Raw genomic sequence first — 13,327 nt, 5'->3', positions numbered from 1 at the left:
CGCGGCGCGCGATGTGGATAATGGAGCGCACTACTTCAAAGAGTAACCGACATGCCGCGCCGTTTCCTGCAGCGCTACATGCCCAAGCCCGACACCCTGAGACGCCAGCGATCGCTTCGCTTCATGGCGCCCTTGATCGCCGACCCCGGGCTTTGGCTGTTGACGCGTAAAAGCGTGGCCAACGCCTTTAGCGTCGGTATTTTTTGCGCCCTGCTGCCGATTCCGCTGCAGATGATGTTGGCCGCGCTCGGCGCGCGGATCGGGCGCTGCAATCTGGCGCTGTCGGTAAGTCTGGTCTGGATCACCAATCCGCTGACCATGCCGGTGATCTTCTACTTCAACTATCGGGTGGGAACGTTCTTGATGGGGGCGCCGGTGCGCGAGGCGCCGTCGCGCATTTCGACGCGCTGGCTGGCCGAGCAGATGCACGACATCTTGCCGCCGCTGTTTCTAGGCTCGATCGTCACGGCGGTCGTGCTCGCCGTACTCGCTAACGTGACCATTCGCCTGCTGTGGCGCTGGCACGTCTCCTACAACTGGAAACGCCGCCGACAAAAGCGTCGGCGGCGTCGGGCCAAAATCGAATCCGAGTTCGACAAGTAGCGCTACTCGAATGAAGTGCCGGGCGTGTCGTTCTCCAGGCGCCCGCCGTTCAGGCGCATGACGCGATCCTGATGGGCGGCAAGGCCTACATCGTGGGTCACGATCACGAAAGCGCAGGCGCTTTCGCGGGCGAGTTCGTCCATCAAGCTCAGGATGGTGCCGGCGGTGGTTTGGTCCAGGTTGCCGGTCGGCTCATCCATCAGCACCAAGCTCGGGTCGGTGACCAACGCGCGTGCGATCGCCACGCGCTGGCGCTCGCCGCCGGAGAGCTCGCCGGGCTTGTGATCCGCCCGCGCCTTCATTCCTACCCGCTCGAGAATCTGCATGGCGCGCTCTTCAGCGACCTTTTTGCGCTGACCGCGAATGATCAGCGGCAGCGCTGCGTTCTCCAGCGCGCTGAACTCCGCCAGCAGGTGGTGAAACTGATAGACGAAGCCGATGTAGCGGTTGCGAAAGTGGCCAAGCTGGGTTTCGTTGAGCCCGGCCAGCGACTCGTCGGCGATGGTGATGCTGCCCTTGCTTGGGCGGTCGAGCCCGCCGAGCAGGTTCAAAAGCGTAGTCTTGCCGGAGCCAGAGCTTCCGACGATGGCCACGCGCTCGCCGGCGCGCACCTCGAGGGTGAGCCCGTCGAGCACCGTGAGGTCCTGGGGTCCTTCGCTGTAGACGCGGGTGAGCGACTGACAGGAGAGCATCACCGGGGCGTGGGAAGTGGCTGTGGTCATGGGCGCGTCCTTATTCATAGCGCAGTACGTCCGCCGGCTGCACGCGCGCGGCCCGCCAGGCAGGATAGAGCGTCGACAGGAAGGTTAGGCCGAAGGCGGCGAGTACGATATTGCGAATGTCGCTGAAAATCAGTTTCGAGGGCAGGTGGCTGACGAAGTAGACGCCGGAATCGAGAAACTGAATGCCGGTAACGGATTCGAACCAGCCGATCACGTCCGAAATCGTCAGCGCCAGCACGACGCCGGCCAACACGCCAAGCGCGATACCAATGATGCCGATGGTCAAACCCTGCACGATGAAGATGCCCATGATCGAGCGCGGCGTGGCGCCGATGGTGCGCAAAATAGCGATGTCGGCGCGCTTGTCCGTGACCACCATGACCAGTGTGGAGACGATATTGAACGCGGCCACCGCGACGATCACGGTCAGCAGCAGCCCGATCATGCGCTTCTCCATCTGGATCGCCTGAAAGAGACTTCCTTGGGTGAAGGTCCAGTCGCGGCCGATGTAGCCTGGGCCGAGATCGTTGACGATCGCTTGAGTTTCGCTACCGGCGGCGAACAGATCGTCGAGCTCCAAACGCAGCCCGCCAATGGCGTCGCCCAGCCGCGCCAGCGTCTGCATATCCGAGATATTGGCGTAGGCAAGGCTTCCGTCGAGATCCGCCCCGACGCTGAAGATACCGCTGACGGTGAAGCGTTTTAGCCGTGGGAAAACACCCGCGGGGGTGATCGAGGCCTCGGGCACCAACAGCGTGACACGGTCGCCGACCCCGACGCCCAGCCGGTTGGCGAGCATCGAGCCGAGCACCACGTTCCAGGAGTCCGGCGCCAGATCACTTAGCTCGCCTTCGCGCATGTGATCGCCGATGATCGACACTTGGTCTTCCCAGGCCGGGTCGATGCCGGTCACCATCGCACCCTGATTGCGCCCGCTGGCCGAGAACATGCCCTGCTGCTCGACGTAGGGGGCGACACCGATCACCCGGTCGCGCTCGATCAGACGGTCGGCCAACGCCTCCCATTCCACGAGCCCCGGGCGGTATTCGATCTTGGTGTGGGGCACCATGCCCAGAATGCGAGTGCGAAGTTCGTAATCGAAGCCGTTCATCACTGACAATACTAGAATCAGCACGGTCACGCCGAGCGTGAGCCCCAGCATGGAAATCAGCGAAATAAACGATATAAAGTGGTTCCGGCGTTTAGCGCGCACGTAGCGCAGCCCCACCAGAAAAGGCAAACGATCAAGCATGGCGTCATTCCTTGGTTAACTGGCGCCCATGGTACGGTTTTTTTGCCCGCCCTGCATGGGTAAACGCGCCGGGTAAGCGCAATCCTTCGCACCCGCCCGGCAGGTCCTGGCTTGCTTGCAACTTGCCCAGCGACCCCCTACATTGCGCCTTTTGGCCGGTATCGACGCCGGCGTTTTCCTTGGCAACGAGAGCACTCATCCTTGGCAACTTTTCCCTACCGTTTGCTGCCGGAATGGCACCCTCAGGACGGCCTGCAGCTCACCTGGCCGCGCGCCGACGGTGACTGGCAGCCGCTTTTAGAGCGTATCGAGGCAACGATGGAGCGCATCGTGCTGGCCGCTGCGCGCTTTCAGCGCGTTATCCTAAGCGTGCCGGATGCCGCCACACGTGCGCGCCTCGAATCCCGCTTTGCGACCCTTGGCGTCCCCGGCGAGCGGCTGCTGCTGGTCGAGGCCGATACCGACGATACCTGGGCGCGGGATCACGGCCCACTCGGCGTTATGACGCAAAACGGCGACATGGCGCTGCTCGATTACACCTTCACCGGCTGGGGCGGCAAGTTTCCCGCCAGCCGCGACAACGCCCTGACCCAAGCGCTCGGTGCGCAAAACGTCTGGGCCTGCCCGGTACTGCCGCGCACAATGGTGCTCGAGGGCGGCGGTGTCGAAACCGACGGTCAGGTCACGCTCTTGACCACCAAAGCGTGCCTTTTGAACCCGAACCGTAATCCAACGCTTTCCCAGGCAGAGGTCGAGCAAGCGCTCAAGGCGGACTTTGGCGTCGAGCGCGTTCTATGGCTCGAAAACGGCTATCTCGAGGGCGACGACACCGACAGCCACATCGATACGCTGGCGCGCTTTTGCAGCACTGACACCATCGCCTACGTGCGCTGCGACGATGAAACGGACCCGCACTACGCGGCGCTAAAAGCGATGGAGGCCGAGCTCCAGGGGTTTCGCCAGACAAACGGCGAACCCTACCGTTTGGTCGCCCTGCCGTGGCCGGCGGCGGCGTTCGATCAAGACGACGGCCATCGCCTGCCCGCGACTTACGCCAACTTCACCATCATCAACGGCGCCGTGCTCGTGCCGACCTACGCCGACCCGGCGGATCTGGAGGCGCTCAACGCCCTGGCCCAGGCCTTCCCGGAGCGCCAGATCGTTCCCATCGAGTGCCAAAGCGTAATTCGCCAGCACGGCAGCCTGCACTGTTTGACCATGCAGCTACCCCAAGGCACGCTCAACGCCGCACGTTTCAAGGAGGCCTCATGAGCCGAGAACTGACCGTCGCCGTCATTCAGCAAAACGCCTGGCCGGACAAGGAGAAGAGCCTTGCGGCCTCGGACGAGGGCGTGCGCGCCGCCGCCGGGCGCGGGGCGAAGCTCGTGCTGCTCCAGGAGCTTCACGCCACCCACTACTTCTGTCAGTACGAGGACCCGGCGCTGTTTGACCTGGCCGAGCCGCTGGACGGGCCGACGAGTCAGCGCCTGGAAGCGCTTGCCCGCGAGCTCGATATCGTGCTGGTCGGCTCGATTTTCGAAAAGCGCGCCGCGGGGCTCTACCACAACACGGCGGTGGTTTTCGATGGCGCGCGCGGGCGCGTCGGTCAGTATCGCAAGATGCACATTCCCGACGATCCGGGCTTTTATGAGAAGTTCTACTTCACCCCAGGCGACGTCGACGAGCGTCGGGGCGAGGGCTTCACGCCCATCGATACCTCCGTTGGTCGGCTCGGCGTGCTGGTGTGCTGGGATCAGTGGTATCCGGAGGCGGCGCGGCTCATGGCACTCTCGGGTGCGGAGCTTCTGCTCTACCCCACCGCGATCGGCTGGGACAAAACCGACGATGAGCAGGAGCAGGCCCGCCAGAAGGAGGCCTGGACGCTGATTCAGCGCGCCCACGGCGTGGCCAACGGCTTGCCGGTGCTGGTGGCCAATCGCGTCGGCTTCGAGCCGGACCACTCTGGCGTCGGCTCGGGCATCGACTTCTGGGGCGGCAGCTTCGTCTGCGGCCCCCAGGGCGAGCTTCTGGCCCACGCAGGCACCGAGACCGAGCAGCTGGTGGTCACTCTCGATATGGAAAAAAGCGAGCGCACCCGGCGCATCTGGCCTTACCTGCGCGACCGCCGCGTGGACGGCTACGGCGATCTGACGCGGCGCTATCGCGACTGAAACGCCCTCCTCACTCCATACGAAAACGCCGGCGCTGAATGCGCCGGCGTTTTTGCTCAAGCCTGGGTTCTGCCAGAGCCGCCTGGCGGGCTACTTCCAGAAATCGCGAATCGAGGCGATGCCCTGGGCGCCGACGGCGCGGGCGTGGTTGGCATCGAAACGGGTCATGCCGCCAAGCGCGAAGACCGGCATGCCGGCACGCTCGACGAGCTGCTGAAAGTCGTGCCAGCCCATCGGGGCTACATCCGGATGCGACGGCGTGGTGCGAAGCGGCGACAGCGTCACGAAGTCGCAGCCAAGCGTGGCGGCTTTATCGAGCTGGGTCTGATCGTGGGTCGAGGCGGAGAGCCACTTGCCCTCGCCGATCGGACGGCGCTCCAGCTCCATCAGGCGCTGGCTGGTGAGGTGAATACCGTCGGCATCGACCTGCTCGAGCAGCTCCGGCTCGCCGTTGAGCAGAAGCCTTGCGCCGAACTCGCGGCACAGCGCCAGCGCCGTTTGGGCGCGCTGCACGTAGGCGTCGCGCTCAAGGCCCTTGGCACGCAGCTGAACGAGGCGAACGCCGTCCTCGTCGAGCGCGCGGCGAAGAAGGCTTTCAAAGCGCGTATCGTCCGGCTCTTCGCCGGTGATCAGGTACTCCTTGGGCAGCATTACCGCGCGCAGAATGGGCAGATTGGCCGCCGGGAAGGGGTAGCCGACCAAATCCTCCATCGCGACCCAGCGAACCGCCTGACCTTCACGCCCGAAGGGCTCGCCGGCGAACTCGTGCACCTGCCAAACGTCGAGCAGGATGTGCTTGTCGCTGTACTCGTGGTGAACGCGAATGAGCGGCTGGGCGCGGCGGATCTCGACACCGAGTTCCTCGTGAAGCTCGCGCTTCAAGCCCTCGAGCCCGGTTTCGTAGGGCGCAAGCTTGCCGCCGGGAAACTCCCACAAGCCACCGTGATCGACGTTGGAGGGTCGGCGTGCGATCAGTACGTGCTTTTTATCGGCGCTGACGATGGCGGCCGCGGCGACGTGAACCCGTCGTTTTACCATTACATTCATGACGTTCTTTTCCACATTGGAGCGCCCGGCTAGCCGAGCACTTGACTACAAAGAGCTAAATCGCGTTCTAACACGCTTGTCCAGCATCGACTTTAAAAAGGCGGCGCGCCTAGCTTCGATAGTCGGCGTTGATGGAGACGTAGTCGTGCGATAGATCCGAAGTCCAGACGGTCGCGTGCGCATCGCCCCGGCCCAGATCGATACGAATGGTGATCTCCTCGCCTTTCATCACCCGGCTGCCCGCCTCTTCACTGTAGCTCGCCGCCCGTCCGCCATTTTCGACCAGGCGCACGTCGCCCAGATCGATCACCACGCGGCTGACGTCGAATTCATCGACCGGCGCGCGCCCGACGGCGGCCAAAATCCGCCCCCAATTGGCGTCACTGGCATAGAGCGCGGTCTTCACCAGCGGCGAGTGCGCCACGGTAAAGCCGACGTCCAGCGCTTCCTGGCGGCTCGCAGCGCCTTCGACGTTCAAAGTGATGAACTTGGTCGCCCCTTCGCCGTCGCGAATGATCATCTGAGCAAGCTCGGTCATCACGGCCTGTAGCGCTTGGCGAAACACCGCGATCTGCTCATCGGTTTCCACACGTGGGCCGATGTTGGTCGCGGCGAGCATGCAGGCGTCGTTGGTCGAGGTATCGCTATCCACCGTGATCGCATTGAAAGAGCGATCCACGGTTTCGCGCAGAAGACGCTGTATAAGCGACTGCTCGATGCTGACGTCGGTCACCACGAACCCAAGCATCGTGGCCATGTTGGGCTTGATCATGCCCGAGCCCTTGGTGATGCCGTTGATACTAAAGCGCTCACCGTCGATCTCGGCGGTGACCGTGGCGCCCTTGGCGCGGGTATCGGTGGTCAGTATCCCTTCACCGGCAAGCTCCCAAGCCTCGCTATCGCTGGATAACGCTTTGAACGCGTCAGGAAGCCCCGCCAGCAGCCGCTCCATGGGCAGCGGCTCGCCGATCACACCGGTGGAGAACGGCAGCACCTGCTCGCTGGCAACGCCAGCCTGCTCGGCCGCTGCCTGACAGGTGCGTTTGGCATCTGTCAGCCCCTGCTCGCCGGTACCGGCGTTGGCGTTGCCGGTATTGATGACCCAGTAGCGCGAGGACGTCGTTGCCACCAAATGCGATTTGGCGGTGATGACCGGCGCGGCGCAAAACGCGTTTTGGGTAAATACAGCCGCCGTGACGGCAGTGTCTGGAAGCTCGATAACCACCAGATCGCGGCGCTGAGGCTTTTTGATGCCCGCCATGGCGGAGCCCAGGCGCACCCCGTCAAGGGGTGACATCGTTGGAAACGGACAGTGACCCACCGCCATGCTCTTCTCCTGTAACGTCTATCGGTGCGCTAGGGCGCGCGTTATTGAAGCTTGCCGCAGCACTGCTTGTACTTCTTGCCAGAGCCGCAGATGCACGGGTCGTTACGTCCGACCTTCGGCGCTTCGCGGCGCTGCGGGGCGGCCTCGCCATTGCCGCCTACGCTTGATGACGGGGCTTCTCCGCTCTCGGCATCCGGGCCACGCTGGGCCTCGGAGGCAGCGGCTTTTTCGCGCGCGGCGTCTTCGCGGCGCTTCTGCTCGAGCGCATCGACCTCTTCGGGCTGGCGTACCTGTACATGGCTCAGGATGCGCGTCACGTCTTCCTTGATGTTGATCAGAAGATGCTGGAAGAGCTCGAAGGCTTCGCGCTTGTACTCCTGCTTGGGGTTTTTCTGCGCGTAGCCGCGCAGGTGAATGCCCCGGCGCAGGTGATCCATTGATTGAAGGTGTTCTTTCCAGCGGGTATCGAGTACCTGGAGCATGACCTGCTTCTCGAAGCGCTGGATCAGCGCCTTGCCGGCGGCGGCGATCTTGGCGTCGTAGGCCTCGCGGTGCATGGCCTGCAGGCGCTCGCGAAGCTTCTCTTCGCTGAAGCGGTCGTCCTCGGCGGCCCACTGGGTGACCGGCGCGTCGAGGTTGAACTCGGTTTTCAGATGCGCTTCGAGCCCGGGAAGATCCCATTGCTCGGCCAGGCTCTGGGGCGGCACGTAGTCGCTAATGGTGCTCTCCATCACCTCTTCGCGAATACCGATCACCGCTTCGGAGACCTCATCGGCGGCCAGTACGTCGTTACGCTGCTCGTAGATCACCCGGCGCTGGTCGTTGGCGACGTCGTCGTACTCCAGAAGCTGCTTACGGATGTCGAAGTTGCGTCCTTCGACCTTCTTCTGCGCCCGCTCGACGGCGTTGGAGACCATCTTGTGCTCGATCGCCTCGCCGCGCTCCAGGCCCAGCGCCTGCATCAGACGCTTGACCCGATCGGAGCCGAACAAGCGCATCAGGCTGTCTTCCAGCGACAGGAAGAAGCGCGTCGAACCCGGGTCGCCCTGGCGACCGGCGCGGCCGCGAAGCTGGTTGTCGATGCGCCGCGACTCGTGGCGCTCGGAGCCAATCACGTGCAGCCCGCCCGCTTCAAGTACGGCGTCGTGGCGCTGCTGCCAGTCGGCCTTGAGCGCGGCGATCTGCGCCTCGTCCGGATTGTCGAGCTTGGCAACGTCCGCTTCCCAGTTGCCGCCGAGCATGATGTCGGTACCGCGTCCGGCCATGTTGGTGGCGATGGTGACCGCCCCGGGGCGACCGGCCTGGGCGATGATTTCGGCCTCGCTCTGGTGCTGCTTGGCATTGAGTACGTTGAACTGCATGCCGGCGTTGCGCATCAGCTGGGCGAGGTACTCGGAGGTCTCGATCGAGGCGGTACCCACCAGCACCGGGCGGCCGGCCTCGGTCACCGCCTGAACGTCCTTGATGATCGCTTCGAACTTCTCTTCGCCGCTGAGATAGACCAAATCGTTCAAGTCCTTACGCGCCAGCGGCCGGTTGGTCGGAATGACCACCACGTCGAGGCCGTAGATCTGGCGGAACTCAAAAGCTTCGGTGTCGGCAGTACCGGTCATGCCGGCCAGCTTTTCGTAAAGGCGGAAGTAGTTCTGGAAGGTCGTGGAGGCGAGCGTCTGGCTCTCGCGCTGCACGGTTACGCCTTCTTTGGCTTCCACTGCCTGGTGCAGGCCTTCGGACCAGCGACGGCCCGGCATGCTGCGCCCGGTGTGCTCGTCGACGATCACCACCTGGCCTTCGACGACGATGTAGTCCACGTCGCGCTGGTAGAGATTGCGCGCACGCAGCGCCGAGTGCATGTGCTGTAGAAGGTTCAGGTTCTGGGCGGCGTAGAGCGAGTCGTGCTCGCCTAGAAGGCCTTGGGAGCGCATCATCTCCTCGACCTTGTTGTGGCCCTGCTCGGTAAGCTCGACCTGCTTCTGCTTTTCGTCGAGCACGAAATCGCCGCTGACCGGCGTTTCATCGTCCTCGCTCACTTCGCCGCGCTCCAGGTGCTGCGCTAGGCCGTTGACCACGTTGTAGAGTTCGGTGTTCTCGTCCACCGCGCCGGAAATGATCAGCGGTGTGCGCGCCTCATCGATCAAAATCGAGTCGACCTCATCGACGATGGCGAAGTGCAGGTCGCGCTGCACCTTCTCCTCGAGCGAGAACGCCATGTTGTCGCGCAGGTAGTCGAAGCCGAACTCGTTGTTGGTGCCGTAGGTGATGTCGCACTTGTAAGCGTGACGTTTCTCTTCACCGGTTTGGCCCGAGAAGATAACGCCCACCGTCAGCCCGAGAAATTCGTAGAGCGGACGCATCCACTCGGCGTCACGCCGCGCCAGGTAGTCGTTGACCGTGACCACGTGCACGCCCTTGGCGGGTAGCGCGTTGAGATAGACCGCCAGAGTCGCCACCAGCGTTTTACCCTCGCCGGTTTTCATTTCCGCGATGCGCCCGCGGTGAAGCGTCATACCGCCGACCATCTGAACATCGAAGTGACGCATACCCATGACGCGCTTGCTCGCCTCTCGCACTACCGCAAAGGCGTGGGGCAGCAGCTTTTCCAGCGACTCGCCGGACTCCAGGCGCGTACGTAGTTCACCGGTTTGTGCCTGTAGCGCGGCGTCGTCCAGCGCCTCGATTTCGGTTTCGAGCTTGTTGACGTCCTGCACGCTTTTCGTCATGCGTTTAACGTCGCGGTCGTTCTTGGAGCCAATGGCCTTGCGCAATAATGTGTTAATCATGAAGTTTCCAAATCATTTCAAGCGCACCAGCGGAGCACCCTTAAAAAAGCTGTTTCAAGCAAGATGGTAAAAACGAAAGTGGGGCTGGACGGTGGGCGGTCCGCGCTGGGTTAGCACGTCGCGGGCGGCGACCCGGGTCAAGGCAAGGCGTGGGGCGATCGAAGGGCGCTTTTTCAGGCACGCGGTGATTTTTTTGACACGACGCAGCAGGGAGCGAACCCGACGCCGACGGGCCAAACGCTGCGACTGAACACGCAGGATGGCCGGCACCCAAAGACAGATCGTCGCCGCCCGCTCGCTGGCTTTGACGGCGGATAGCGGCGACAGCGACACCGGCAGCAGGCAACTGACCAAAAGCCCTGCCAGCCACCAGCGCGCAAGCCCGCTGCGGCGAGCGCGCCGCAGGACTATCTGAGGGCTTGGCGCGGACGTGGATGACATGCTGGGTGTCGACTCCCTGGCGTGTTAGGCTCTTTCGATGACGCCCCGGCCGCTCGCAACTGGCGGCCTGAAAGCGCACGAATCCGGTTTTCTGGAATTAAGCGTATGAGTATAAAGGTTAAGCGTTCCCGCGCACAGCCCATCGGCCAGGTGCTTAAAAGCTCTTCCGACATCAGTAACCTGATGCGCCAGTCGCGGCTAATCGATCAGGCCCAGCGCCACCTGCGCGGGCACCTGCCCGAAGAGATGCGTGAACACATCTTTGTCGGCGGCTTTAGCAATGCCCGTCTGACCTTGATCAGCGGCCAGGCGAGCTGGCTTTCCTGGCTTAGATTCGAGCAAACGAGGCTATTGCAACTGCTGCACCAGCTTCCCGGGTTCGAAGCCGTTACCGGCTTTCATTTCAAGGTGCGCCCGGTTCGCCCGGTCGTTGCACCGCCGCGCAATACCCGAGCGCTTTCACAAAAAGCGAGCGAAACGCTTACTCAGTGCGCCGAGGATACCCAGGACAGCCGCCTTAAAGGGGCGCTTGAGCGCTTGGCCTCTCACGCCGCGAACAAAAACACGTCCTCCTGAACGCATAAAGCACCGCAAGCGGTGCTTTATAAATGGGGGAGCGGGCGGCGTTTTCAACCGTGCTCCCTGCTTTAAAACGCTAGCCCTCCCTTCTGCTTCAGGGCTCAGCGTTTGGCCTGATGAATCAGGCCATGGCCGGGGCGGCGTAAGAAATCGGCGCCACGTCCTTCTCGTCTTCGAACGTTACGACTTCATAGGCTTCGGGGCGGGCGAGCAGCTCGCGACAGAGCTGATTGTTCAGCGCGTGACCGGATTTAACCCCGCGGAACTCGCCGATCAGGCTGAAACCCAGCTGGTAGAGATCGCCGATCGCATCCAGAACCTTGTGCTTGACGAACTCGTCCTCGTAGCGCAAACCGCCCTCGTTCACGATGCGGTAGTCGTCGACGACGATGGCGTTATCAAGGCTTCCGCCGAGTGCGAGGTTATTGGAGCGTAAAAACTCCAGATCGCGCATGAAGCCGAAGGTACGCGCCCGCGATACCTCCTTGACGAAGGAGGTCGTAGAGAAGTCGATCAGCGCGTTTTGGTGCTGCTGTTCGAACACCGGGTGATCGAAATCGATGGAGAACGATACCTTGAAGCCCTGATGGGGCAAGAAAACCGCTTCCTTGTCGCCGTCACGAACCGCGATCCGCTCCTTGATGCGGATGAACTTCTTGGCGGCGTCCTGCTCGAGAATGCCCGCGGACTGGATCAAAAATACGAAAGGACTGGCGCTGCCATCCATGATTGGAATTTCGGCGGCGCTCACGTCGATGTAGGCGTTATCGATACCGAGCCCGGCAAACGCCGACATCAAATGCTCGACGGTCGCGACCTTGACGCCGTTTTGCGAAAGCGCAGTGCAAAGGCGTGTGTCTTCGACTAACTCGGCGCGGGCAGGAACGTGTACCACGGGGTCCAGATCGGTTCGAACGAATACGATGCCGGTGTTCGCAGGTGCCGGGCGCAGCGCCAAGTGGACTTTTTTACCCGAGTGCAGACCCACTCCGGTAGCGCGAATCACGTTTTGTAATGTACGTTGTCTGATCATGGGCGTGGTAGAACTCTTATAACGGGGCCTTCGGCAAGGAACCGACGCCGACCGTAGAAAAGGGAAGTTATCGAACAGTGTTTACTTTAACAGCAAACGAGCGTTTTAACCAAGTTTTCTCGGTTAAAACGCTCGCCAGCCGTTTAAAGCACTGTCATGTAAAGCCGACTGCCGTTTGAATCAGTCCGCCTGACGGCGCAAAAACGCGGGGATGTCCAGATAGTCGTCGGACTCGGCGGACCGGCGCTTCTCGGCACGCGGTTTAGGCGCAGACTCCTGAGCTTCGGCGCGGGCCGCGGACTGCTGACGCGTGACGGTCGGCTGCTGCATTTTGCGGTAATCGGCAGGCTCGGAAGCAGCGCGGCGAGCCGGCTCGCGGGCAGCCTGCTTGGGCTTGGTGCCGTCGAGGCCCGCGGCGACTACGGTCACGCGCAGCTCGTCGGACATTTCCATATCAATGGAGGTGCCCACCACGATGGTCGCTTCCTGAGAGGCGAACTCCTGAACCGTTGCGCCGACATCGTTGAACTCGCCGATCGACAGATCCGGGCCAGCGGTGATGTTGACCAGAATACCGCGAGCACCGTGCAGGTCGATATCCTCGAGCAGGGGGCTTCGAATCGCCTTTTCGGCGGCTTCGCGAGCGCGGTTCTCGCCGGTAGCCCCGCCAGTACCCATCATCGCCATGCCCATCTCGGACATGACCGTGCGCACGTCGGCGAAGTCGACGTTGATGATACCGGGGCTGGTGATCAGCTCGGCAATGCCTTGAACGGCGCCAAGCAGCACGTCGTTGGCCGCGCTGAAGGCGGTCAAGAGCGTGGCGTTCTTACCCAACACCGACAGCAGCTTCTCGTTGGGAATGGTGATCAGCGAGTCGACGTGTTCGGAGAGCTCTTTCATGCCCTCTTCAGCAGCGCGCATACGCTTGGGCCCCTCGAAAGGGAACGGACGCGTGACCACCGCCACCGTTAGAATCCCCAACTCCTTGGCAACCTGCGCCACCACCGGCGCGCCGCCGGTACCGGTACCGCCACCCATGCCGGCGGTGATGAACACCATGTCTGCACCGTCGAGAAGCTCGGCTATACGCTCGCGATCTTCCATCGCGGCCTGGCGCCCGACTTCCGGGTTCGCCCCGGCCCCAAGACCCTTGGTGATTTCGCCGCCCAGCTGCAAAACCGTTTTGGCGGAAACGCGCTTGAGCGCCTGGGCATCGGTATTGGCGCAGATGAACTCGACGCCTTCGATGTTGCTTTCCACCATGTGGTTGACGGCGTTACCGCCACCGCCGCCCACACCCACTACTTTGATGACCGCACTGCTCGAGGGTGCGTTATCTACCAATTCGAACATAAGCCCCGTCTCCTGA

12 protein-coding genes are annotated in these 13,327 nt (G+C 62.6%); 4 read left to right on the top strand and 8 right to left on the bottom strand.

Annotation, left to right across the window (positions count from 1 at the left end; genetic code table 11):
- Nucleotides 1-51 precede the first annotated feature (51 nt).
- A complete protein-coding gene (locus tag MQW23_RS09210; protein ID WP_252107595.1) occupies nucleotides 52-603 on the top strand; it encodes a DUF2062 domain-containing protein in 552 nt (183 codons plus the stop codon).
- Between the two features lie 2 nt (nucleotides 604-605).
- Here the strand turns inward: MQW23_RS09210 and MQW23_RS09205 are convergent, their stop codons facing one another.
- Nucleotides 606-1,325 carry an ABC transporter ATP-binding protein gene (locus MQW23_RS09205; RefSeq protein WP_252107594.1) on the bottom strand — a complete coding sequence of 240 codons (720 nt, stop codon included), beginning with the start codon at nucleotides 1,323-1,325 and terminating at the stop codon, nucleotides 606-608.
- Between the two features lie 10 nt (nucleotides 1,326-1,335).
- On the bottom strand, nucleotides 1,336-2,577 hold the full coding sequence (locus tag MQW23_RS09200; RefSeq protein ID WP_252107593.1) for a lipoprotein-releasing ABC transporter permease subunit: 1,242 nt from the start codon (nucleotides 2,575-2,577) through the stop codon (nucleotides 1,336-1,338).
- Between the two features lie 201 nt (nucleotides 2,578-2,778).
- Here MQW23_RS09200 and MQW23_RS09195 point away from each other — a divergent pair, with 201 nt between their 5' ends.
- Nucleotides 2,779-3,849, top strand: a complete 1,071-nt coding sequence (locus tag MQW23_RS09195) for an agmatine deiminase family protein (RefSeq protein WP_252107591.1) — start codon at nucleotides 2,779-2,781, stop codon at nucleotides 3,847-3,849.
- A complete protein-coding gene (locus MQW23_RS09190) occupies nucleotides 3,846-4,748 on the top strand; it encodes a carbon-nitrogen hydrolase (RefSeq protein ID WP_252107589.1) in 903 nt (300 codons plus the stop codon). The genes MQW23_RS09195 and MQW23_RS09190 overlap by 4 nt, the downstream gene beginning before the upstream one ends.
- A 90-nt stretch (nucleotides 4,749-4,838) precedes the next feature.
- On the opposite strand, the gene MQW23_RS09185 is transcribed toward MQW23_RS09190, so the two are convergent.
- The 4 genes from MQW23_RS09185 to MQW23_RS09170 form a co-directional block, all read right to left on the bottom strand.
- Nucleotides 4,839-5,786 carry a Nudix family hydrolase gene (locus tag MQW23_RS09185; RefSeq protein ID WP_252107685.1) on the bottom strand — a complete coding sequence of 316 codons (948 nt, stop codon included), beginning with the start codon at nucleotides 5,784-5,786 and terminating at the stop codon, nucleotides 4,839-4,841.
- A gap of 118 nt (nucleotides 5,787-5,904) precedes the next feature.
- The gene (gene argJ, locus MQW23_RS09180) at nucleotides 5,905-7,122 is read right to left on the bottom strand and encodes a bifunctional glutamate N-acetyltransferase/amino-acid acetyltransferase ArgJ (RefSeq protein ID WP_252107582.1); all 1,218 of its coding nucleotides are present in this window, start codon (nucleotides 7,120-7,122) and stop codon (nucleotides 5,905-5,907) included.
- Between the two features lie 41 nt (nucleotides 7,123-7,163).
- Nucleotides 7,164-9,902 carry a preprotein translocase subunit SecA gene (secA, locus tag MQW23_RS09175; protein WP_252107581.1) on the bottom strand — a complete coding sequence of 913 codons (2,739 nt, stop codon included), beginning with the start codon at nucleotides 9,900-9,902 and terminating at the stop codon, nucleotides 7,164-7,166.
- 54 nt (nucleotides 9,903-9,956) lie between these two features.
- Complete coding sequence (locus tag MQW23_RS09170; RefSeq protein WP_252107580.1) at nucleotides 9,957-10,343, bottom strand: hypothetical protein; 387 nt, start codon at nucleotides 10,341-10,343, stop codon at nucleotides 9,957-9,959.
- 105 nt (nucleotides 10,344-10,448) lie between these two features.
- On the opposite strand from MQW23_RS09170, the gene MQW23_RS09165 reads away from it, so the two are divergent.
- On the top strand, nucleotides 10,449-10,919 hold the full coding sequence (locus MQW23_RS09165) for a DUF721 domain-containing protein (RefSeq protein ID WP_252107579.1): 471 nt from the start codon (nucleotides 10,449-10,451) through the stop codon (nucleotides 10,917-10,919).
- 124 nt (nucleotides 10,920-11,043) lie between these two features.
- Here the strand turns inward: MQW23_RS09165 and lpxC are convergent, their stop codons facing one another.
- Complete coding sequence (lpxC, locus tag MQW23_RS09160) at nucleotides 11,044-11,955, bottom strand: UDP-3-O-acyl-N-acetylglucosamine deacetylase (RefSeq protein WP_252107577.1); 912 nt, start codon at nucleotides 11,953-11,955, stop codon at nucleotides 11,044-11,046.
- A 180-nt stretch (nucleotides 11,956-12,135) separates the two neighbouring features.
- Nucleotides 12,136-13,311, bottom strand: coding sequence for a cell division protein FtsZ (ftsZ, locus tag MQW23_RS09155; RefSeq protein WP_252107575.1), 1,176 nt, complete (start codon nucleotides 13,309-13,311; stop codon nucleotides 12,136-12,138).
- Nucleotides 13,312-13,327 lie beyond the last annotated feature (16 nt).

The organism is Halomonas sp. S3-1-1 (genome assembly GCF_023757625.1).
Classification (GTDB): Bacteria; Pseudomonadota; Gammaproteobacteria; order Pseudomonadales; family Halomonadaceae; genus Vreelandella.
This window is presented reverse-complemented; position numbering and strand designations above follow the sequence as displayed.